This window comes from Stenotrophomonas sp. Iso1, from assembly GCF_027497995.1.
Lineage (GTDB): Bacteria > Pseudomonadota > Gammaproteobacteria > Xanthomonadales > Xanthomonadaceae > Stenotrophomonas.
Map to the genome: position 1 here is coordinate 288,854 of NZ_JAODBT010000002.1, position 21,928 is coordinate 310,781.

Here is a 21,928-nt window from a genome sequence, read left to right on the forward strand (position 1 = left end):
GATGGGCCTCATCAGGTTTCATCTGGGGCAGCAGCCAAGGGCTGCGACCAAAGGCCGTAATGGCGGAATTATGACGAGCTTCGTTGCAGGTCGCGGCCACCTGCTCTCACTTCAGCCCCCGCTTCCATGAGTGGCAGGGCTGTGAATGCTTGCTTCGGAGTGACGTCCGGAGCGCTCCGTGGGGCGCTCCCTCCGACGGACAAAGGGCGCATCGGCAAGCGCGGGAAAGCAGAAAGCCAGGCCACGACCCGATGTTCCCTCACGCCGGAACATCGGGCCGCCGGGGCCTGGGCCCCGGCTAAATGGATCAACGGGTCAGAACTGGCCGCCGAAGGTGAACTGCAGGCGCTCGATTTCGTCGCCGTCTTCCTTTTTCAGCGGAATCGCGTAGCTGATCGAGATCGGGCCCACCGGGGCGCGCCACAGCAGGGCAACACCGGCGGAAGCGCGCAGCTCGTTGGCCTTGAAGTCGTCAATGCCGCTGTAAACGTTGCCGAAGTCGATGAACGCCGAGACGCGTGCCGACGGGCTGTCGAACAGCCTCGGGAAGTAGGCTTCGATCGAGCCGACCGTCTTCAGCGAACCACCCAGCGGTTGGCCGTTGTAATAGCCACCCATGATTTCCGAGCGCGGGCCCAGGGTGTTGTCCTCGAAGCCACGCACCGAGTTGGTGCCGCCGGCGTAGAAGTTCTCGAAGAACGGCAGCCCGGTCGCCTTCAACTGACGGTGGTTGGCGGTGGGGTTTGTGGCGCAATCCACGACCTCGGTGTAGCCAGGCGTACCCGGGACAGCAGGTGTGGTTCCATTGGCCGGTGTGCCAGGTTTACCGGCGATCTCGTTCCAGCAGATATCGCGGATCTTGTCGCTGCCGTACGAATCGCCATAGCCCAGTTCCAGTCGGGTGTTGATGACCAGCGACGGGATGATTGGCCAGTACTTGGAGAACTGGTAGCTGAGCTTGTAGTACTCGACAGTTGAACCCGGCAACGTGGCTTCCAGGCCCAGACGCTGGTAAGTACCGCGCGTTGGCATGAAGTAGTCGTTACGGGTATCGCGCGCCCAGCCCAGCTCGGTGCGCCAGGAGTGGAAGGTGTTCTGGCCGACCGCATCGATGTAATCGATGATCGCCTTCGGCGTGTAACCGGGGTAGGCCTTGATCTGGTTGCTGTCGATGCCGACCATGAACGAGAACGCATCGTTCTCGGTGATCGGGATGCCGAATACCATCTGCGCCGCAGCGTTGGTGCTGTTGTACTGCGCAGTGTTGAAGTCGGAGTAATCCAGCTCACGCAGGGACAGGTTGTAACCCAGCGAGACGCCGTCATCGGTGAAGTAGGGGTTGGTGTACGAGAAGGCATAACGCTGCAGGTAGCTGCTGCGCGATGCTTCCACCGACACGCGGTTGCCGCCGCCCAGGAAGTTGTTCTGCGACAACTGCACCGAGGTGGTCATGCCGTAGGACTGCGAGTAGCCCAGGCCGAACACGAAGCTGCCGGAGGTGGTTTCCTTGACGTTGTAAACCACGTCCACCTGGTCGTTGCTGCCGGTGACCGGAGTGGTCTCCACATCAACCGACTCGAAATAGCCCAGGCGCTGCAGACGGATCTTGGAGCGGTCGATGGCAGCCTGTGAGTACCAGCTGTTCTCGAACTGGCGCATTTCACGACGCAACACCTCATCGGCGGTACGCGAGTTGCCCTGGAACACGATGCGGCGCACCGATACGCGCGGGCCCGGCACGACCTGCATGTTCACCGCGACCGTACGTTCGGCACGGTTGCTGGTCGGGATCGGGTTCACCTTGGCGAACGCGTAGCCGATGTTGGACAGGCTGTTGGTGATGCCGTCGGCGCTGAACTCCAGCAGGGCGCGCGAGAACGTATCACCCGATTTCTGGATGACCATCTTCTCGACATCTTCCTGCGGCAGGATCGTGTCGCCAGTGACCTTGATTTCGGAAATCTTGAACTGTTCACCCTCGGTCACACCGGCGGTGATGAACATGTCGCGCTTGTCGGGGCTGATCGAAACCTGGGTGGAATCGATGCTGAAATCGACGTAGCCGCGATCCAGGTACCAGGAGTTGAGTTTTTCCAGGTCGCCCGACAGCTTTTCCTTGGAGTACTGGTCATCGCGGCGGTACCACGAGGCCCAGTTGTGCTCCTTGGATTCCCACAGCTCCAGGATGTCTTCGGCCGGGAACTTCTCGGTACCCACCAGATTGACGTGGCGGATCTTGGCGGCCTTGCCTTCCTTCACGGCAATGGCCACATCCACGCGGTTGCGGTCCAGCGGGCTCACCGTCGGGGTGATTTCCACGTTGTACTTGCCGCGATCGTTGTACTGGCGACGCAGTTCCTGGGTCACGCGGTCCAGGCTCAGGCGATCGAACGTGCCACCTTCACTCAGGCCGATGTCGCTCAGGCCCTTGAGCAGTTGCTCGCTCTTGATGTCCTTGTTGCCGGTGACGGTCAGTTTGTTGATCGCCGGGCGTTCCTTGACCGTGACCACGAGGATGTCGCCCTGGCGGTCCAGCTGCACGTCTTCAAAGAAGCCAGTCTTGTACAGCGCACGAATGGTGTCGCCGACCTTGGCATCGTCGACCGTATCGCCGCGTTCCACCGGCAGGTAGGTGAACACGGTGCCGGAGGAGATGCGCTGCAGGCCGTCCACGCGGATATCGCTGGCGGTGAAGGGCTCGGCCGCCTGCGCGAACGCAGGCAGGGCCAGACCGGCAGCAAGGGCGAGGGCTAGCAGGCGGCGATTGGGAAGTCGCGTCATGTCACGTCCGGTTGGAGTCGATTTCATTGTTGCGTGGGTGCCGGCGTAAGACGACGACAGCAGAAAAAAGTTCATCACAGGACCAAGCCAAGGATGTCGTTGTAGAACGCCAATCCCATCAGCCCGGCCAACAGCGCCAGGCCGATAAATTGACCCGTCGCCATGGCGCGCTCGCTGAGCGGGCTGCCCTTGACCAACTCAATAAGGTAATACAGCAGGTGCCCGCCGTCCAAGACAGGAATGGGCAGCAGGTTGATGATGCACAGGCTCAGCGACAGCAAAGCCAGGAAATACAGGAACCAATCCACCCCGCGTTCAGCTGAGGCATTGGCCACGCGGGCGATGGTGATCGGCCCGGAAACGTTCTTCAGCGAGGCGTGGCCGGTCAGCATCCGGCGCATCATGCCCAGCGAATCGGAGGCCAATTTGCCGGTTTCGCGCACCGCAGCGGGCAGCGCAGCGAAGAAGCCGTACTGCTGGCGGGCGTCATAGGCAGCGGCCTGGCCGGTGGGGAATTCCACGCCGATCAACCAGCGCGGCTTGCCATCGGCGCCCTTGGCCGGCTGCGGGGTGATTTCCAGTGCAAGGCGTTCACCTGCGCGCTCAACCTCGATCATGCCCGGGCCGCCGCGCTGGCCCAGCGTCTGAATCAGTGGGTAAACCCGGTCTGCGCTGTCTACGCGCTGGCCGTCGATGGCAAGGATCAGATCGCCCTGCTGTAGCAGGTGACCGGCCGGGGAATCCTTGGACACCTTCTCGATCACGGCAGGCTGGAGCCAGAACTGCCACATGAAGCCGGCCTGCACGGGTACCTGGCGTTCATCGAAGCCCGCTGGCAGCTGCGACAGCGGCAGCACCCGGGTGCGCTCGTTGTCCAGTGCGTCGCGGACCAGAACACGGGCATCCTGACGGTCCATGGCGGCGGTGGTCAGGGCCATGCTGGCTTCGGCCCAGGTGCCTACGGTGCGGCCGTCAACGGCCAGCAGCCGGTCTCCTGCAGCAAAGCCGGCGCTGGCGGCCATACCGCTGGCCCGGCCGACGCTGGGGGAATAGTCCTGCCGGCCGATGACAAACATTGCCCACAGCAGCGCAATGCACAGCACCAGATTGGCGATAGGCCCTGCCGCGACGATGGCAATGCGCTGCCATACGGTCTTGTTATTGAAAGCACGCCCGCGCTCGCCGACCGGCACTTCGGCCTCGCGTTCGTCGAGCATCTTCACGTAGCCGCCAAGCGGGATGGCGGCGATGGCGAATTCGGTGCCGTGGCGGTCGCGACGGCTCCACAGTGGCTTGCCGAAGCCTACGGAGAAGCGCAGTACCTTCACCCCACAACGGCGAGCGACCCAGTAATGGCCGAACTCATGGAACGTCACCAGCACGCCAAGGCTGACGATCATCCACCACACGGAGCCCAGGAAATCACCCATGGGCAGGATTCGATTGAAAGGCAGCTTCAGGCATGTGGCAGGCGGGCGATGGCAGTCTGGGTGATGTGGCGGGCCTGGTCATCGGCCGCCAGCAAGGCGTCCAGTGTATCGGCCGCTACGTTGGGTAGGGTGGACAGGGTGTGCTCCACCAGTGCCGGGATCGACAGGAAGCCTATGCGGCCCTGAAGAAACGCTGAAACGGCCACTTCATTGGCGGCGTTTAGGATGGCCGGGGCGCTGCCGCCGGCCTCCATTGCCTGCCAGGCCAGGCGCAGGCAGGGGAAGGCTTCAAGGTCTGGGGCTTCAAAATCGAGCCGGCCGTGATTGAGTAGATCCAGCCCGGAAACCCCCGATTCGATGCGCTGCGGCCAGCCCAGGCCAACGGCCAGGGTGGTGCGCATGTCCGGCAAACCCATCTGTGCAAGCGTTGAGCCGTCGATGAACTCGACCAGCGAATGCACCAGACTTTGCGGGTGAACCAACACGTCAATGCGCGAACCCTGCACGTTGAACAGATGATGGGCCTCGATGACCTCCAGGCCTTTGTTCATCAACGTCGCCGAATCCACCGAGATCTTCGGCCCCATCGACCACTTCGGGTGGGCAACGGCCTGTGCCGGTGTTACGGCTTCCAGGTCGCTGCGGCAGCGCCCTCGGAACGGACCGCCGGAGGCTGTGAGGATGATCCGGCGGACACCGGCTTCCAGGCTGGCATCGCGCGAACGCAGGCACTGGAAGATGGCGTTGTGTTCGCTGTCGATCGGGATGATCTCGGCCCCGGCTGCAGCGGCTTCGCGGGTGAGCAGCTCACCGGCCAGTACCAGCGCCTCTTTGTTGGCCAGCAGCAAGCGCTTGCCGGCGCGGGCGGCGGCAAGCGTGGAAGACAGCCCGGCGGCGCCGACGATGGCAGCCACCACGGTGTCGCAGTGTTCGCTGGCCGCCAGCGCGTCGATGGCAGCGTGGCCGGCGTGAGGCTGGGTACTTAGTCCGGCGTCGGCCAAGCCATCGCGCAGGCGCGCGAACAGGCTGGGGTCGGCAATGACGGCGTGATCGGGGCGGTGCGTATGGCATAGCGCGATCAGCGCATCCACATTGCTGCCGGCTGCCAGCACGCTGGCGCGCATCAACCCGGGGTGACGGGCAATGACATCCAGCGTGGAGGTGCCGATGGAGCCGGTGGCCCCCAGGATGGCGACCTGGCGTAAGCGAGAAAAGGTGGCCATGTCAGAAACCGAAGATTTCCTTGCCCAATGCGAACACCGGGAGCGCAGCCAGCACGCCGTCGATGCGGTCCAGCACGCCGCCATGGCCCGGGATCACATTGCCCGAATCCTTGGCGCCGGCGTGGCGCTTGAGCAGGCTTTCAAAGAGATCGCCCAGTACCGAAGCCAGCACCGCGACCGCTGCGACCAGCATCAGCGAGCCGAAATCGGAGGCTTGCACGCCGGCCAACCAGCCGAGTCCACCAGCAACGATCAAGCCGGCAACCAGCCCGCCAAGCACGCCTTCAATGGTCTTGTTGGGGCTGATGCGCGGCGCCAGTTTGTGTTTGCCAAAGGCGCGGCCAGCAAAGTACGCGCCGGAATCGGCGGCCCAGACCAGCATCAAAGCGGTCAGCAGCCACAGGTGGCCATTGGGCTCGGCGGCATGCAATAGCACCAATGCCGCCCAAGCGGGAACGATCGCCAAGGTGCCGGCGGCAAGTTTAAGCATGCGCGCGCTGCTTTCATCGTGGGCGCCGAAGTTGAAATAGCGTAGCCACAGCAATGCCAGCAACCAGAACGCGACGCCGACCAGGGCGGCCAACTGGAACAACACCAGGCTGCCCATCGACGTCCACACCATCAGCACCATCAGCAGCAGGTTCAGCGCGAGCAATACGGTGCGCGGCAGGCCGTCCACCCCGGTGAGCTTGAGCCACTCCCACAGGCCGGTCAGGAACACCAGCGCGGCGGCGGCGGCCAGCCATTGGGTGGGCAGGAACAGGATCGCGCAGATGGCCACCGGGGCCATGATGAGTGCTGCAATCACGCGAGTTTTGGTCATGGATGTGCGCTCTGGGTCGCGTTGGCAGCGATCTGGGCACTGGTCAGGCCGAAGCGGCGTTCGCGCCCGGCGTAGTCATCCAATGCCTGTTGAAGGATGGCCGCATCGAGGTCCGGCCACAGCACCTCGGTGAACCACAGTTCGGTGTACGCCAGTTGCCACAGCAGGAAGTTGCTGATGCGGGTGTCGCCGCCAGTGCGGATGAACAGATCCGGCGGCGGTATATCCGCCAGTGCGACATGACTGCCAAGCAGTTCTTCGTCGATCTGCTCTGGCTTGAGAGTGCCGGCGGCGACCCTCTCGGCCAGCGTCCGTGCCGCCAGGGCAATGTCCTGACGACCACCATAACTGGCGGCAATGGCCAAGGTCATGGCGCTGTTGTTCTGGGTGCGTTGCTCGGCCTTGTGCATGCGCTGAACGATGCCGGCAGCAAAACGCGAGCGGTCTCCGATGAAGCGCACACGCACACCGCGGCGGTGGAGTTCCTCCACCTCGCGGTCCAGTGCGCCGAGGAACAGCTTCATCAGCGAATCCACTTCTTCCTGTGGCCTTCCCCAGTTTTCACTGGAGAACGCGAACAGGGTCAGTGCGCCGATGCCGTGGTCAAGGCAGAAGTCGATCGTGCGGTTGACCGCGCGCGCACCGGCCCGGTGGCCGATCATGCGCGGCCTCCGGCGTTGCTGCGCCCAACGGCCATTGCCATCCATGATGATGGCAATGTGCTCCGGCAGGCGCGGTGCGGGTGTGTCGGTGGACATGACAGGCAGCACCCGTCAGACCGCCATCAGTTCCTGTTCTTTCAGCTTGACCACATCGTCGACGTCCTTGATCGCCTTATCGGTCAGCTTCTGGATGTCGTCCTGCGTGCGGCGGTCGTCGTCCTCGGTGATGGCCTTGTCCTTGAGCAGCTTGGCTACTTCCTGATTGGCATCACGACGGATGTTGCGAATGCTGACCTTGGTCTCTTCGCCTTCCTTGCCCACTGACTTGGCCAGCTCTTTACGACGCTCTTCAGTGAGCGGCGGCAGGTTCAGGCGGATCACGGTGCCCACAGTGGTAGGGGTGATGCCGATGTCGGAAGCATAGATGGCCTTCTCAACTTCCTTGATCATGCCCTTGTCGAACAGCGTGATGACCAGCGAGCGGCCCTCAGAGACGCTGATGCTGGCAACCTGGTTCAGGGGCGTGTCAGTGCCGTAGGCCTTGACCTTGATGCCGTCCAGCAGCGCCGGAGAGGCGCGGCCGGTACGGATGGTGGTGAGGGTGTGACGCAGAGCGTCGAGGCTTTTTGTCATGCGCGTTTGCGCATTGGTTTTGATGTCGTTGATCATCGCCGGAATCCTTGATGGTGCTGGAACCGGCCGATTATAGGCGAAGAGCCCTCTCCACCGGGCCGGAACCTGAGAAGGTCAGTGGTTGTCGCGGCCGTGGACCAGGGTGCCGATGTTTTCGCCGTGCAGGATTTTCAGCAATTCGCCCGGCTGGCCCATGTCGAACACGCGCATCGGCAGGTCGCTGTCACGGGCCAGCGCAAAGGCAGCTGTGTCCATCACTTCCAGGCCCTGCTTGATGACCTGGTCGTAAGTGAGGCTGTCATAGCGGACTGCGTCGTCGTACTTGTTCGGGTCCTTGTCGTAGACGCCGTCAACCTTGGTGGCCTTCAACAGCAGGTCGGCGCCGATTTCAATGGCGCGCAGTGCTGCGCCGGAATCGGTGGTGAAGAAGGGGCTGCCGACGCCGGCAGCGAAAATCACCAGGCGGCCTTTTTCCAGATGGCGGATGGCGCGGCGGCGGATGTAGTCCTCGCACACGTCGTTGATCTTGATGGCGCTCATCACGCGGGCCTTGGCACCGAGTTTTTCCAGTGCATCCTGCATGGCCAGTGCATTGATCACGGTGGCCAACATGCCCATCTGGTCGCCGGTGACGCGGTCCATGCCGCCTGCGGCCAAGCCAGCGCCGCGGAAGATATTGCCGCCGCCGATCACCAGCGCCACTTCGGCGCCTGCCTGCTGGGCCTCGATGACTTCACGGGCCAGGCGGTTGATGATCTTGGGGTCGATGCCGTAGTCCTCATCTCCCATCAGCGCCTCCCCGGAAACTTTCAGAAGGATGCGTTGGTAGGCGAGTTTGGACATGACGATCTCTATGGCTGGAAAACGCGGGAAGTCTAACGGAAGCAGCGGTTCCCGGTCAGAGCTTTTGTTGCAATGCCGCAACAAAAGACCATGTTTCCGGCACTTGGTTCAGCAATTGGTGGGTTGCGACTCGGGCGCGCGGGCAATAACGCGGTTGCGGCCCAGGCTTTTGGAGCGGTAGAGCACGTCATCGGCGGCCTTGAGCAGATCGCGCATGTCGGCGAACCGTTCGTAGATGCCATGGGTGGCAACGCCTGCGGAGAACGTAATGTGCAGTGGTGCATTGGCGACGGTGACCATCGGGGTGTGGGCGATGGCGCCCAGTACCCGGCGGATGACGTCCACGGCCGTCTGCTGATTGGTGCTGGGGAACAGCACCACAAACTCTTCGCCCCCAAAGCGGGCAACAGTGTCCGAGCCGCGCAGGTGGGACTGTAGGCGGCTGGCGAAGGCCTGCAGTACCTGATCGCCCACCAGATGGCCGTGCTGGTCGTTGATCTTTTTGAAGTCGTCCAGGTCGATGAACGCGACCGATAAAGGGCGGTCAGGGTGGCTGGCGTGGGTGAATTCCTGCTCCAGCACGACTTCTAGCTGCCGACGGTTGAGTACGCCGGTCAGTGCGTCCAAATGCGCTTGTTCGGCCAGCCGGCGGGCTTGCTGTTCATAGTGGTCGGCGCGGCGCTCCCACGCCGAGGCGTCCTGCAACTGGCGCAGGTTGCGCAGCGCGATCAGTTCGCTGGCGTGATCCAGTAGATAAGTGACGCGCGCGGGCGAGGGCACCGGGACATCAAACAATGCACTGATTTCAGGCAGCATCTGGCTCATTTGCTGCAGGACCTGGTCAAAGCGCGCGCTGTCCATGCCCAGGTCTTCGTACACCATGCGCAGCGCATCTTCACGCGCAGCATCGGCGTCTTCGGCCAGCCAGATGTTGGCCACATAGCCGGAAAGGACGACACAGCGTTCAAAAAGATCGGCCGCTTCGGCCGGTGCCTCGCTGTGGCTGATGGCATCGACAAGGAAGCGGGGCAGGCCCCATTGCTCGCACAGATTTGCACCCACGTCGGCGTGGCTGCAGCCCAGTGTGCTGCGTTCGCGCGCCAGAAGTTCGTCATTGCTGGCGCTGCCGGCAAGCAGTTCCGGATAGTCGTTGGGGTGGATCTGCAGCAGGGTAAGGATGCCGATGTCCTGCAGTAGGCCGGCCAACATCAGCTCCTCAACGCGGCGCACACCGCAGGACAAGCCCAGGTAGCGTGCCGCCAGCGCGCTGAGGATGCTGCGGCGCCAAACCGCATTGTGCAGCTGTGCATGGCGCTCGTCGTCGTGCAGGGCACGGGCCAGGCTGAAGCCCAGCGACAGTTGCAGCGTTGCGTTGAGGCCCAGCATCGTCAGTGCCTGGCCGAGGTTTTCGATGCGGCGGCGGCTGGCATAAAGCGGCGAGTTGGCGATGCGCATCATGCGTGCGCTCAGGCTCATGTCCAGGGCGATGACGTCGGCGGCACTGGCGATGTCTGTTTCCGGATCCTGTGCCAGCTCAATCAGGCGCACCGCAACGGCGGGCGGTGAGGGCAGGTTTCGACAGAGGGACAGTGCTGCGGTGAGCTCGGGGGACATGTCTGTAATGCGGGCGGCAGTGGCCCAAGAATACATGCACGACCCGAATATAAAAGGGGCGTCACAGTTTGCTTTCAATTGATGCGGTGTACGGTGCTGCTCCGGGCGTGAGCTGCAAAAAAGAAGCCGCGGATATCCGCGGCTTCTTTTGGGTGTTGCTGGACGCTGGCAGGATTAGACCTGCATCGCCTTGGCAACTTCGGCGGCGTAGTCTTCCACCACCTTTTCGATGCCTTCGCCAACAGCCAGGCGCTGGAAGCTGGCGACGTCGCCGCCGGCGGCCTTGAGGGCCTGCTCAACGGTCTTGTCGCTGTCCAGCACGTAGTTCTGGCCGTACAGGGTCACTTCGCTGACGATCTTGTTGATCTTGCCGCTGATGATCTTTTCCAGGATTTCAGCCGGCTTGGCCTTGTCCTTTTCGCTCATCTTGGCCAGCTCGATTTCCTTTTCCTTTGCAACAAACTCGGCCGGCACATCGGCAGCCTTGTTGTGCGGCGGGTTCATTGCAGCCACGTGCATGGCCAGGCCGTTGGCCAGTTCAGCGTTGCCGCCGACCAGGTCAACCAGTACGCCGATCTTGCCGTTGGAATGCACGTAGGCGCCGACGGTGTTGTTGCCGTCGATCTGCACCAGGCGACGAATCTGGATGTTTTCACCCAGTTTCTGGATCGCGGTGGCACGGGTTTCTTCGATGGTCGCGCCGTTTTCCAGCTTGGCCGACTTCAGAGCTTCGGCATCGGCAGCGCCCGAGGCCAGGGCGGCAGCGGCGACGCTGTCCACGAATGCCTTGAAGTTGACGTCGTTGGCAACGAAGTCGGTTTCCGAGTTCACTTCGACCAGCACGGCCTTGCCGCCGTTTACGGCGACGCCGATACGGCCTTCAGCGGTGACGCGGTCGGACTTCTTGTCGGCCTTGGCAGCGCCAGACTTGCGCAGGGCTTCTGCCGCTGCGTCGATGTCGCCGTTGGTTTCCGACAGAGCCTTCTTGCACTCCATCATGCCGGCGCCGGTGCGCTCACGCAGTTCTTTGACCAGGGAAGCAGTGATTTCCATGGAATTTCCTCACGAATAGAAAGGGGTAGGCCGGCAATGATTGCCGGCCCTTGTTACGTGGCCCTGTCAGTAGCCGGCGCCAGATGGGGCCGGGGCAGGGGTGGCGGGCGCAGAGGCTGCGCCCGCCCGGTGCATCAGGCCGAAGCCTCGTCGCCAGTCTTGGCAGCAGCAGCTTCGTCGCCGGTCTTGGCGGCAGCCTCGTCACCGGTCTTGGCGGCGGCGGTCTTCTTGATCGGTGCGCGGCGAGCCGGCTTGGCTTCGTCGGCAGCAACAGCGCCAGCGAACTCGTCTTCGCGCACGGTGGCAGCGTTCGGAGCGGCAGCCTTACCTTCCAGCACGGCGTCAGCAGCAGCGCGGGCGTACAGCTGCACAGCGCGGATGGCGTCGTCGTTGCCCGGGATGGCGTAATCGACCAGTTCCGGGTTGTAGTTGGTGTCAACCACGGCAATCACCGGGATGCCAAGCTTCTTGGCTTCCTTGATGGCGATGTCTTCGTGGCCGATGTCGACGACGAAGATGGCGTCGGGCAGGCGGTTCATTTCCTTGATGCCGCCCAGCGAGGCTTCCAGCTTGTCGCGCTCGCGACGCAGGCCCAGCACTTCGTGCTTGACCAGCTTCTCGAAGGAGCCGTCGGTTTCACCGGCTTCCAGTTCCTTCAGGCGGGCCACCGACTTCTTCACCGTGGCGAAGTTGGTCAGCGTGCCGCCCAGCCAACGCTGGTTCATGAACGGCATGTTGCAACGCTCGGCTTCTTCTTTGATGGATTCGCGTGCGCTGCGCTTGGTGCCCAGGAACAGGATGGTGCCGCGCTTCTGGGCAACGGACGAGATGAAGTTCATCGCATCGTTGAACAGCGGGACGGTCTTTTCCAGGTTGATGATGTGGATCTTGCCGCGGGCGCCGAAGATGTACGGAGCCATCTTGGGGTTCCAATAACGGGTCTGGTGACCGAAATGGACGCCGGCTTCCAACATCTGACGCATGGTGATCTGGGGCATTGCAAAACTCCTGACAGGGAACCGGTCGCCATGAAATAGGGGCGAACCCGCACTGAAGCGGTAGGTTCCGGGGTTGGGCTTCCCCTGCGCCTCCGTGGCCGAACCCTGGTGAACAGGGCACCCCGGCACGGATGGGGGCGAAGGGTGTGAATTCACCGGTGGCGCCCGGTGTGGGCGGAATTGGCAGGCCATTGGCCCAGCAAAGCCGGCGAAGTATAGCGGGGAGAGGGCGTTGGCTGCAAACTGCGGGCGACGGAGCAGCGAGGCGGGGTGGTCCGGCGGATTTATTGGCCGTTCTGGGGCGATCTGACGACGGCCGGTTTGGCGCGGACCCCGTAAGCCTTCTCCTGGCGCCCGGCTGGCTGTTGGGATGCAGGGGCGCTTCAATGGGTTCAATAAAGTGAAAGGTTCAGCGATTCACCCAAATGGGCGATAATCGGCAGATGGCAATCCAACTGAAAACCCCCGAAGAAATCGAAAAGATGCGCATCGCTGGCCGCCTGGCGGCTGAGGTGCTCGACATCGTCGCCCCTCACGTCAAGCCCGGTGTCACCACCGAAGAGCTGGATCGCATCTGCCATGACCACATTATCAATGTGCAAGGTGCGATTCCGGCCAACGTGGGCTACCGCGGGTTCCCCAAGACCGTATGTGCCTCGGTCAACAACGTCATCTGCCACGGCATTCCCAGCGAAGCCAAGGTGTTGAAGGATGGGGACATCGTCAATATCGATGTAACCGTCATCAAGGACGGTTGGCATGGTGATACCAGTCGCATGTATTACGTCGGCACGCCCTCGGTGATGGCAAAGCGCTTGGTGGAAACCACCAAGGAAGCCATGTGGCGCGGCATCCGTGCGGTCAAGCCGGGTGCAACGCTGGGTGACGTGGGCCACGCAATCCAGGAATACGCCGAGTCCGAGCGCTTCAGCGTGGTGCGCGAGTACTGCGGCCATGGCATCGGCAAGGTCTACCACGACGAACCACAGGTGCTGCATTACGGCCGTCCGGGCCAGGGCCTGGTGCTCAAGGCTGGCATGACCTTCACCATCGAGCCGATGATCAATGAAGGCACCCGATACACCAAGGTGCTACCCGATGGTTGGACCGTGGTGACCAAGGACCGCAAGCTCTCGGCGCAGTGGGAACACATGATCGCGGTGACCGAAGACGGCGTGGAAGTGCTGACGCTGTCGCCTGCCGAATCCGCGCAGGCATGAGTCAACTGCCGGCGGGCCTGGTCGATAACGTACCGGACACGCCGGCAGGTTCTGCCGGTGATGCACAGTGGGCCGCGCAGGCGCGGCAATCGCTGGCGCACACCGATGCACGTTTGTGCAAACGCTTCGAGCAGGGTGACAACGTCGAGCGCCTGCTCGGCGTGCGCGCACGTGCCGCTGACCAGCTGATCCGCGAAGCATGGCAGCGCTGCGTTCCCGCTGATGTTGGCTTGGCGCTGTTTGCGGTGGGTGGTTATGGGCGCGGTGAGTTGTTCCCGCGTTCGGACATCGACCTGCTGGTGCTTGGTGAAACTGAAATCCAACATGCACATGAAGCGGCGTTGGCACGATTGTTTGCGTCGCTGTGGGATGCCGGCCTGCCGGCGAGCCATGCCGTGCGCTCTGCGGCGCAATGCGCGCAGGCTGCCGCTGATCAGACCGTATTGACTGCGCTGATTGAAGCGCGCCCGCTGTGCGCCGACGCTACCGCACAACATGGGTTGGCGCGCGCTGTTTCGCCCAGCCTGATCTGGCCGCCACGCGAATTCTTTCTGGCCAAGCGTGATGAGCTGTTGCAGCGGCACCAACGCTTTGGCGACACCGCCGACAACCTGGAGCCGGACATCAAGGATGGCCCGGGCGGGTTGCGTGATCTCAACACCCTGGGCTGGATGGCGCTGCGCGCCTTTGGCGTGAGCAATATCGACGCGCTGGTGGGCCTGGGGCACCTCGGGTTGGACGAAGCCGCTGCGCTCAAACGCGAGCGGTTGGTGTTGGCGCGGCTGCGCTTTGGCCTGCACCTGGTGGCACAGCGGGCCGAAGAACGGCTGCGCTTCGACTACCAGAAGACGCTGGCCGCGCGCATGGGTTTCGGCGACGACGTCGAAAGCCTGGGCGTGGAAAAAATGATGCAGGGCTTCTATCGCAGCGCGGCGGTGATCCGCCGTATCAGTGACCGCCTGTTGCAGCGTTTTGAAGAACAGTTCGATGGTGAAGCAACACCCGAACCGGTAGGGGATGGTTTCTCGCTGCGGCGTGGTTATCTGTCTGCCAATGATCCGTTGTGGCCGCATGGTGATGTGCGCAGCATCTTTGCCTTGTTTGCCTGCTGGGCACGCACTTCGGACGTGCGCGGACTGCACTCGATGACTGCGCGTGGTCTGGCCGAAATGCTGGATGAGATTCCAGCCTACACGCAGGTGGACGAGGCAGTGCGCGACCAGTTCATGGCGCTGCTGCGTGGTCCGCGCGCGGTAGATACCTTGGCGCGCATGGCCCGTCTCGGTGTGCTTGGGCAGTGGATTCCGGCGTTCGCGCAGGTGTCTGGGCGCATGCAGTTCGATCTGTTCCATGTTTACACCGTCGACCAGCACACGTTGATGGTGCTGCGGAATATCGGCCTGTTCGCTTCCGGGCGCGCGGACGAGCGTTTCTCCATCGCCCATGAAGTGTGGCCACGGCTGCGCAAGCCGGAGCTGTTGTTGCTGGCGGGCCTGTTTCACGACATCGCAAAGGGGCGCGGTGGCGATCATTCGGAGCTGGGTGCGGTGGATGCGCGCGAGTTCTGTGGCGCCAATGGCCTGAGCAGCTCGGATACCGAACTGGTGGCCTGGTTGGTGGAGCAGCACCTGCGCATGTCGGTAACGGCCCAGAAGCAGGACATCACCGATCCGGACGTTATCCATCGTTTTGCCGCGCTGGTGGGCGACCGTGATCGCCTGGACTACCTGTATCTGTTGACCTGTGCCGACATCGCTGGCACCAGCCCAAAACTTTGGAATGCATGGAAGGACCGGCTACTGGCCGACCTGTATTTCGCCACCCGCCGCGCGCTGCGCGAAGGTGTCGAATTCGCGTTGCCCGAGGCCGAGCGTGTACTTGAAGCGCGCGACAACGTGCGTGAGCAGATGAATCTACTCGGCTATACCGATCCGGTCATCGACCGCCAGTTCACAGCGATGCCCGATGAAAGCTTCGTGCGTTTCCGCCCCGAACAGTTGGTATGGCAGGCGGCCTCATTGGTGGAAGTACGCAAGGGCGGCACGCTGGTGAAGGTGCGCCGTATCACCCCCGAGAGCGATGCGCTGGAAGTGTTTGTGCATTCACCGGACCGTGATGGCCTGTTCGCTGCCATCGTGATGACACTGGACCGTGCCGGATACGGCATCCACCGCGCCCGTGTGCTGGATGGCCCGGACGACACCATTTTCGATACGTTTGAAGTCACCCCGGTTGGCAGTTTCGCTGACGGCGACGCTGTGCGGCTGGAAGCGGCCTTGCGCAAGGCGCTGGCCGGTAATATCCAGATCCTGCGGCCAGCGCGGCGGGTGATGCCGCGGCAGTTGAAACACTTCCGTTTCGCGCCGCGCATCGAGTTCCTGGAATCCAGTCAGCGCGATCGCACCGTGCTGAACCTGGTCGCGCCAGACCGCCCTGGCCTGTTGGCCGATGTGGCGCATGTGCTGCGCGACCAACAGCTGCGCGTGCAGGACGCGCGCATCGCTACGTTTGGCGAGCGTGCTGAAGATCAGTTCCAGCTGACGGACCGTCACGACCACCCCCTTACTGAAACCTCCCGGCAGGCACTGCGTGATGCGCTGATGACTTGCCTGGAACCCGATAGAACGCCAGGAGACCCCCACTGATGGCCACCAAGAAGCCCGTTGCCAAGAAGGCTGCCCCGAAGAAGACCGCGACCGCAAAGCCTGTTGCTACCCAACCTGCTGCGAAAAAAGTGGTCGCCAAGAAGGCGCCGGCACCGGTGAAATCCGCCGCCAAGCCTGCGGCCAAGCCGGTCAAGGCACCGCTGAAGAAGGTGGCTGTAGCCAAGCCGAAGGCCATCAAACCGGCCAGCAGCGAGGCGTTGGGTGCGCGCAGCCTGCGCAAGCCGCCAGCGCCGGGCGTGGCGGAAATGAAGTTCAGCATCGAGAGCGCGTTTGAGCGCCGCGCGATGCTGACGGGCGACGAGATTGAAGGTTCCACCCGTCCGCTGGTGAACCGCGTGATCGATGGTTTGGAGTCCGGCGAATTCCGCGTTGCCGAGCCCGACGGCAACGGTGGCTGGAAGGTCAACGAATGGTTGAAGAAAGCGGTGTTGCTGTACTTCCGCGTCAACGACATGGCCGTGATGGACGGTAGCCCGGCGCCATTCTGGGACAAGGTTGAGTCGCGCTTTGAAGGCTACGATGAAACCCGCTTCCGCCAGGCTGGCGTGCGCGTGGTACCCGGCGCCATCGCGCGTCGCGGCACGCACTTCGGCAAGGATGTAGTGCTCATGCCGAGCTTCACCAATATTGGTGCGCATGTGGGCGAAGGCACCATGGTTGATACCTGGGCTACCGTGGGTTCGTGCGCGCAGATCGGCAAACACTGCCACCTGTCCGGCGGTGCCGGCATCGGTGGCGTGCTCGAGCCGCTGCAGGCCAGCCCGACCATCATCGAAGACCATTGCTTCATTGGTGCGCGTTCGGAAGTGGTGGAGGGCGTGGTCGTCGGCCATCACAGCGTCATTGGCATGGGCGTGTTCCTGAGCCAGAGCACACGTATCTATAACCGCGCTACCGGTGAAGTGACCTACGGCTACATTCCGCCATACAGCGTGGTGGTCAGTGGCTCGCTGCCGTCCAAGGACGGCACGCACTCACTGTATTGCGCCGTTATCGTCAAGCAGGTGGATGCACGGACCCGCAGCAAGACCAGCGTGAATGATCTGCTGCGTGGGTTGGCTGACTGATCAAAGGCAGACTGCTGGAGTTTCTCTTCTCCTGCCTGCGGGAGAAGGTGCTCCGAAGGAGCGGATGAGGGGGCTTTTTGCTCTGCGGGCTTTAAAGCGCCCTCACGCCAGCCCCTCTCCCGTTAGCGGGAGAAGGGAGCACATCATTACGAGCTTTAAGCCATGACCACGATCTACGGACTAAAAAACTGCGACACCTGCAAGAAGGCCACCAAGTGGTTGGATCGCTTCGATGTTGCCTACACCTTTATCGATTACCGCGATAACAAGCCCAGCCCGGAAACCTTGACCGAATGGGCCGGCAAGGCGGGTGGCTTCGAGGCGATGATCAATAAATCATCCACCACCTGGCGCCAGCTGGCGGACAACCGCAAGGCAGCTGCGTCCGATGCCGAGTGGAAGTTGTTGTTGCGTGAATATCCGCAGCTGATCAAGCGCCCCGTCGTCATCACAGACGATGGACAGTTCAGCCAGGGCTTCAGCGACAACGGTTTCAAGAAGCGCTTCAGCATCGACTGACGCAGGCTGTTTGCAGTAGCGGCAAAGGCCGCCTGATCACTCCCGATGGAAGCACCCGGGCGGCGTAAGCCGCCTTGCAAACGAGGCCCCCATGAGCGACGTATTCGAGTTGACCTGCGATCTGATCGCACGTCCATCAGTCACCCCGGAAGATGCCGGTTGCCAGCAGTTGATCGGCAATCGCCTGGCGGCCGCCGGCTTCAACTGCGAACATCTGCGCTTTGGCGAAGTCGACAATCTATGGGCCACGCATGGCAGCGGTTCGCCCGTGCTGGTGTTGCTGGGGCATACCGATGTGGTGCCAACCGGCCCGGTCGAAACCTGGACCAGCGATCCCTTCCAGCCGCAGGTGCGTGATGGTGTGCTGTATGGGCGTGGCGCCGCTGACATGAAAGGTAGCGTGGCCGCATTCGTGGTGGCTGCAGAACAGTTCGTCGCTGCGCATCCGGAACACCCGGGCACGCTGGCGGTGCTGTTGACCAGTGACGAGGAAGGCGATGCCATCGACGGTGTTCGCCACGTTGCCAACGTGTTCCGCGAGAGGGGGCAAAGCATCGACTGGTGCATCACCGGTGAGCCGTCTTCCACGGCGACGCTGGGTGATCTGCTGCGTGTGGGCCGTCGCGGCAGTCTGTCGGCAAAGCTGCGCGTCAAGGGCGTGCAGGGCCACGTGGCGTATCCGGACAAGGCACGCAACCCAATCCATCTGGCCGCGCCTGCGCTGGCGGAATTGACTGCGCGCCATTGGGATGATGGCTACGAAAGTTTCCCGTCCACCAGCCTGCAGATATCCAACATCAACGCCGGTACCGGCGCCAACAATGTGATCCCGGGCGAGCTGCAGGTGATGTTCAATCTGCGCTACAACCCGCACTGGAGCGCGGAGCGGCTGGAGGCGGAAATCACCACGCTGCTGGACCGCCACGGCCTGGACTACGAGCTGAACTGGCACCGCAGCGGTGAACCGTTCTACACACCGGAAGGGCGGCTGCGCAGTGTGGCGCGTGACGTGCTGGCTGAATTCGCGGGAGGCGCGCCGGAAGAAAGCACCGGCGGCGGCACATCGGATGCTCGTTTTATTGCTCCGCTCGGCGCACAGTGCATCGAAGTGGGGCCGGTGAACGCCAGCATCCATCAAGTAGACGAGAACGTACGGGTGGCTGATCTTGAGCGCTTGCCGGATCTTTATCGGAAGTTGATAGCAAAACTGCTGGACTGAACCGTAGAGGTGCAGGCAGCGAAATCTTGCCGGGGGGGCGAGATGGACAGATTTAGAGCGCGTTGCCTGCGGGTGGTTTGGGTTTGCGCACTGGCGTGTCTGCTGCCAGTGGCGTACGCCGCCACGGCAATGCATGGGGTGCCGCTGCTGCGCCACTTCGGGGCCAACCAACTGCCAGCGGCACCGACGTACCCGGATGTCGTGATTGATCGCGGCGGCAACCTTTATGCGGCCAGCGGCGAAGGGGTGATGATTTTCCGCAGTGGCGTGTGGGAGCTGTTGGACGCCCCTGGCAGGGCTCCCGTTTATTCGTTGTTGCTAGCGCGCGATGGCAGCATTTATGTCGCCGGTGAGGGCATATTCGGCCAGTTGCGACAACGTCAGGACGGCACCCATGGCTTCGTGGATCTGTTGCCACGGTTGGCCAGTGCGGGTTCGCTGCAGGTGCCGGCCCAGATCTATTCGTTGGGTGAAACCTCACGCGGTGTCCATGCGGTGAGTTCTGGCGCGTTGTTCGTGCTGAACAAAGATGGCAGTACCTCACGGCGGGCGTTGACGATGGCCGGCAGCCAGCGCCTGCTGGTCGTGGGCGACGAGATCTACTTCCGCATTGCCGGGGAAGGGCTGTATCGCATGGGCGACGCGGCACCGGAACGGGTGGCCGGGACGCAGGCACTGGCGAATGTAGCTGTTACGGATATCTGGAAGTATCAGGGGGGGCTGTTGGTCGTCGCTGCCGATGGCTTCCATTTCAGCGACGGCAAGCAGCTGCGCAAGTTGAAAACCGATGCCGATGCCGCCTTCCGGCAGCACGGGCCTTATACCGGCGTGGCTCTGGCTGACGGCGGTTTCGTGATTGGCAGCTACGACGGCACCGTGATGCGGTTTTCGCCGGACTTGCGCCTGCTCGACAGCTTCATGGCAAACCCCAACGGCATGCACGGGCTGGTGGAGGATCGCGAGGGTGGGCTCTGGGTTGTCGGTGAAAACGGGCTTACCCGCATACGTTTGTCCTCGCCCTGGACGCGCTATGACCAGTCGCAAGGGCTGGCGGGCCGGCTCTACGACAGTGCCTGGTATGACGGCCGGTTGTGGGTGGCGAGTCTGGGTGTGTGGCGTGCGGATCCCTTGGCCAGCAGCGCCCTGAGATTTTCGCGACAACCGTGGCCGTACCGGGATTTGGAAGTGTTTGCGCTGCAGGGCACCGCCGCCGGCTTGGTGATTGGTGATCGCCATGGGCTGATGGTGCTTGAACCGGGGGCGAGGCAGCCACGGCGGCTGCTCGATACACAGTTGAATACCAGCGTCGACAAGCTGTTGCCGTCGGCCTTCGATGCAGAACGGATGCTGGCGTCAGGTGCAGGGCGGGTGATCCTGCTGGGGCAACGCAACGGGCGCTGGCAGGTGATGACGCAATGGCCAACCGGAATCAGCACCGTACTTGGCATGTACGAAGTGGCCCCGGGTGAGGTCTGGGCCGGCGACGCGAAGGGAGATGTGCATCGGTGGCGCTTTGACCCCGACAGCGGACAGTTGCACGAACATCGTCGTTTCGGGGCTGCGCAGGGCTTGGAGGTTGAACCGGCACGCGGCACACGGCTGTTCCGTAGCGAGGGCGTGATGTATGCAATTTCTGGCGCGCAGGTACGCAAGCTGGACGGCGAACGTTTTGTCAGCGCCGAACTACCCGCGCTTCCCGGCCTGGCGTCGCCCGGTGATCTGGAAGGCCAGTCCAACGAGAAGGGCAGTTTCGTCTGGACGTCGCGCCAGCTCTGGTGGCGCAAACCGGGCACTGCCACGTTCCAGCTGCAGCAGGTCAGTGATAGCCGCGTGCCGGGGTTTTCGGCAGTGGCCTTGCACGGTGATGGGCAGGTCCGCGTGGTAACCCGCGACAGCGTATTGCAGCTGGATGCCGAGTTTCCCGAGCCTGCTACAGCGCCGCCCCTGGCACGGCTGGACCGGATCGAGCTGCAGCAACCGGGTCAGCCGGGAGTGCTGCTCCCGCTGTCACCGGAGACGCGGCTGGCGTTACCGGCAGGCGCGGGCTTGGCGCTGCGATTCGGCATCCAGAGCATGGAGCCGGATGTGGCGTTTCGTTATCGCATGCCCGGTTACCACGACGAATGGTCGGCATGGAGTGCGGGGCGCGAGCTGACCTATCAGCGCTTACCGGCCGGTGATTTCACCTTTCAGCTACAGGCGCGTATTCAGGGCGGTGTTCCAACCGCATCTGCGCGTTATCCGCTGCAGGTAGCCCCGTTCTGGTACCAGCGTGGATGGGCATGGGGCCTGTTTGGCATTGTCGGCGTGTTGTTCATTACAGGCGTGGTGCACCTGCGTAACCGTAGCGCCAACGCTCGACTGCGCGAGCTGGAGCGCAAGATCGCCGAGCGCACGACTGCGTTGCAGGCCGCAAATTCCCGCCTTTCCGCGTTGGTTGTCACAGATGGCCTCACCGGTATCGCCAATCGACACGCCATGGAAAAGGCATTGCAACGCGCATGGCAGCGTTGTGCCAAACGGGGCGAGCCGCTGGCGGTAATGATGATCGATGTGGATCACTTCAAACGGTTCAACGACACCAACGGTCATCACATGGGTGACCAGCAGCTGCGTCGAGTAGCCGGGATTCTTGCTGCTGAGACAGACGACGCAGATGAACTGGTGGCGCGCTATGGCGGCGAGGAGTTTGTGGTCATCCTTCCGGGCAGTGAGCGCGAGGTGGCCGCGACGCGCGCCGAACGGCTGCGCAGCAGGGTGGAGCAGGCCAGTGCTGAAGCTGGCCTGCCGGTAACTATCAGTGTCGGAGTGGCGGTAGTGGCCCCTCTTCTGGAGGATGACCCGATGGCACTGGTGCGCTGTGCCGATCAGGCGCTGTACCGGGTCAAGCGCAATGGGCGCAACCGGGTGGAGGTTGCTGAGCTGGATGACTGGGCGGCGGCCCGGGCATGACGATGAGTCATTTCCATTGAAACAGTTGCGCGGCTCCTGAAACCCGAGCTATCGTCGGCCCCATGAACCGCACCGCCCGCACCAACGTGAATAATTCGAACAATCGCAATAACGCGATTGCGAATAATCGCGCGCGGCCGATGCGGAACTGTAACCAGAGCTAGAAACAGCAACACGCTCCGGACTCCAGAAAACCCGCATCGACCGATGCGGGTTTTTTTGTGG

At 62.7% G+C, this 21,928-nt stretch carries 16 protein-coding genes; 6 read left to right on the top strand and 10 right to left on the bottom strand.

The genetic code is table 11. The annotated features are described in order from the left end of the window. Positions 1–315: 315 nt before the first annotated feature. From bamA to rpsB, 10 genes are all read right to left on the bottom strand, one after another. Positions 316–2,781, bottom strand: a complete 2,466-nt coding sequence (gene bamA / locus PAN08_RS10280) for an outer membrane protein assembly factor BamA (RefSeq protein WP_269791424.1) — start codon at positions 2,779–2,781, stop codon at positions 316–318. Between the two features lie 74 nt (positions 2,782–2,855). Then, positions 2,856–4,211, bottom strand: coding sequence for an RIP metalloprotease RseP (gene rseP, locus PAN08_RS10285; protein WP_269791425.1), 1,356 nt, complete (start codon positions 4,209–4,211; stop codon positions 2,856–2,858). A 26-nt stretch (positions 4,212–4,237) separates the two neighbouring features. After that, positions 4,238–5,434: a 1-deoxy-D-xylulose-5-phosphate reductoisomerase gene (locus tag PAN08_RS10290; RefSeq protein ID WP_269791426.1), complete on the bottom strand. Its 1,197-nt coding sequence runs from the start codon at positions 5,432–5,434 to the stop codon at positions 4,238–4,240. Between the two features lies 1 nt (position 5,435). After that, complete coding sequence (locus tag PAN08_RS10295; protein WP_269791427.1) at positions 5,436–6,257, bottom strand: phosphatidate cytidylyltransferase; 822 nt, start codon at positions 6,255–6,257, stop codon at positions 5,436–5,438. Next, the gene (gene uppS, locus PAN08_RS10300) at positions 6,254–7,015 is read right to left on the bottom strand and encodes a polyprenyl diphosphate synthase (protein ID WP_269791428.1); all 762 of its coding nucleotides are present in this window, start codon (positions 7,013–7,015) and stop codon (positions 6,254–6,256) included. The genes PAN08_RS10295 and uppS overlap by 4 nt, the downstream gene beginning before the upstream one ends. Before the next feature lie 15 nt (positions 7,016–7,030). Beyond that, positions 7,031–7,588, bottom strand: a complete 558-nt coding sequence (gene frr / locus PAN08_RS10305) for a ribosome recycling factor (RefSeq protein ID WP_269791429.1) — start codon at positions 7,586–7,588, stop codon at positions 7,031–7,033. 78 nt (positions 7,589–7,666) lie between these two features. After that, positions 7,667–8,395 carry a UMP kinase gene (pyrH, locus tag PAN08_RS10310; protein ID WP_269791430.1) on the bottom strand — a complete coding sequence of 243 codons (729 nt, stop codon included), beginning with the start codon at positions 8,393–8,395 and terminating at the stop codon, positions 7,667–7,669. A gap of 108 nt (positions 8,396–8,503) precedes the next feature. Beyond that, on the bottom strand, positions 8,504–10,009 hold the full coding sequence (locus tag PAN08_RS10315; RefSeq protein WP_269791431.1) for a GGDEF domain-containing protein: 1,506 nt from the start codon (positions 10,007–10,009) through the stop codon (positions 8,504–8,506). A gap of 174 nt (positions 10,010–10,183) precedes the next feature. Beyond that, positions 10,184–11,062: a translation elongation factor Ts gene (gene tsf / locus PAN08_RS10320; protein ID WP_269791432.1), complete on the bottom strand. Its 879-nt coding sequence runs from the start codon at positions 11,060–11,062 to the stop codon at positions 10,184–10,186. 134 nt (positions 11,063–11,196) lie between these two features. Next, positions 11,197–12,060 (bottom strand): 30S ribosomal protein S2, encoded by an 864-nt coding sequence (gene rpsB / locus PAN08_RS10325; protein WP_269791433.1) that lies wholly within the window; start codon positions 12,058–12,060, stop codon positions 11,197–11,199. Positions 12,061–12,503: 443 nt separating this feature from the next. Between rpsB and map the strand changes: the two genes are divergently transcribed. From map to PAN08_RS10355, 6 genes are all read left to right on the top strand, one after another. Continuing rightward, positions 12,504–13,280 carry a type I methionyl aminopeptidase gene (gene map / locus PAN08_RS10330; RefSeq protein WP_152982680.1) on the top strand — a complete coding sequence of 259 codons (777 nt, stop codon included), beginning with the start codon at positions 12,504–12,506 and terminating at the stop codon, positions 13,278–13,280. Further along, positions 13,277–15,925 carry a [protein-PII] uridylyltransferase gene (locus PAN08_RS10335; protein ID WP_269791434.1) on the top strand — a complete coding sequence of 883 codons (2,649 nt, stop codon included), beginning with the start codon at positions 13,277–13,279 and terminating at the stop codon, positions 15,923–15,925. The genes map and PAN08_RS10335 overlap by 4 nt, the downstream gene beginning before the upstream one ends. After that, a complete protein-coding gene (gene dapD / locus PAN08_RS10340) occupies positions 15,925–17,013 on the top strand; it encodes a 2,3,4,5-tetrahydropyridine-2,6-dicarboxylate N-succinyltransferase (protein WP_269791435.1) in 1,089 nt (362 codons plus the stop codon). Before PAN08_RS10335 ends, dapD begins: the two co-directional genes overlap by 1 nt. 162 nt (positions 17,014–17,175) lie before the next feature. Continuing rightward, a complete protein-coding gene (locus PAN08_RS10345) occupies positions 17,176–17,532 on the top strand; it encodes an arsenate reductase (RefSeq protein ID WP_269791436.1) in 357 nt (118 codons plus the stop codon). Positions 17,533–17,623: 91 nt separating this feature from the next. Then, positions 17,624–18,751 carry a succinyl-diaminopimelate desuccinylase gene (gene dapE, locus PAN08_RS10350; protein WP_269791437.1) on the top strand — a complete coding sequence of 376 codons (1,128 nt, stop codon included), beginning with the start codon at positions 17,624–17,626 and terminating at the stop codon, positions 18,749–18,751. A 42-nt stretch (positions 18,752–18,793) separates the two neighbouring features. After that, positions 18,794–21,703 (top strand): ligand-binding sensor domain-containing diguanylate cyclase, encoded by a 2,910-nt coding sequence (locus tag PAN08_RS10355; protein WP_269791438.1) that lies wholly within the window; start codon positions 18,794–18,796, stop codon positions 21,701–21,703. Positions 21,704–21,928 lie beyond the last annotated feature (225 nt).

Excerpts from the sequence above, each read along its gene's own strand:
- bamA (WP_269791424.1), bottom strand. The coding sequence starts at position 2,781 with ATGACGCGACTTCCCAATCGCCGCCTGCTAGCCCTCGCCCTTGCTGCC.
- rseP (WP_269791425.1), bottom strand. The coding sequence starts at position 4,211 with ATGGGTGATTTCCTGGGCTCCGTGTGGTGGATGATCGTCAGCCTTGGC.
- PAN08_RS10290 (WP_269791426.1), bottom strand. The coding sequence starts at position 5,434 with ATGGCCACCTTTTCTCGCTTACGCCAGGTCGCCATCCTGGGGGCCACC.
- PAN08_RS10295 (WP_269791427.1), bottom strand. The coding sequence starts at position 6,257 with ATGACCAAAACTCGCGTGATTGCAGCACTCATCATGGCCCCGGTGGCC.
- uppS (WP_269791428.1), bottom strand. The coding sequence starts at position 7,015 with ATGTCCACCGACACACCCGCACCGCGCCTGCCGGAGCACATTGCCATC.
- frr (WP_269791429.1), bottom strand. The coding sequence starts at position 7,588 with ATGATCAACGACATCAAAACCAATGCGCAAACGCGCATGACAAAAAGC.
- pyrH (WP_269791430.1), bottom strand. The coding sequence starts at position 8,395 with ATGTCCAAACTCGCCTACCAACGCATCCTTCTGAAAGTTTCCGGGGAG.
- PAN08_RS10315 (WP_269791431.1), bottom strand. The coding sequence starts at position 10,009 with ATGTCCCCCGAGCTCACCGCAGCACTGTCCCTCTGTCGAAACCTGCCC.
- tsf (WP_269791432.1), bottom strand. The coding sequence starts at position 11,062 with ATGGAAATCACTGCTTCCCTGGTCAAAGAACTGCGTGAGCGCACCGGC.
- rpsB (WP_269791433.1), bottom strand. The coding sequence starts at position 12,060 with ATGCCCCAGATCACCATGCGTCAGATGTTGGAAGCCGGCGTCCATTTC.
- map (WP_152982680.1), top strand. The coding sequence starts at position 12,504 with ATGGCAATCCAACTGAAAACCCCCGAAGAAATCGAAAAGATGCGCATC.
- PAN08_RS10335 (WP_269791434.1), top strand. The coding sequence starts at position 13,277 with ATGAGTCAACTGCCGGCGGGCCTGGTCGATAACGTACCGGACACGCCG.
- dapD (WP_269791435.1), top strand. The coding sequence starts at position 15,925 with ATGGCCACCAAGAAGCCCGTTGCCAAGAAGGCTGCCCCGAAGAAGACC.
- PAN08_RS10345 (WP_269791436.1), top strand. The coding sequence starts at position 17,176 with ATGACCACGATCTACGGACTAAAAAACTGCGACACCTGCAAGAAGGCC.
- dapE (WP_269791437.1), top strand. The coding sequence starts at position 17,624 with ATGAGCGACGTATTCGAGTTGACCTGCGATCTGATCGCACGTCCATCA.
- PAN08_RS10355 (WP_269791438.1), top strand. The coding sequence starts at position 18,794 with ATGGACAGATTTAGAGCGCGTTGCCTGCGGGTGGTTTGGGTTTGCGCA.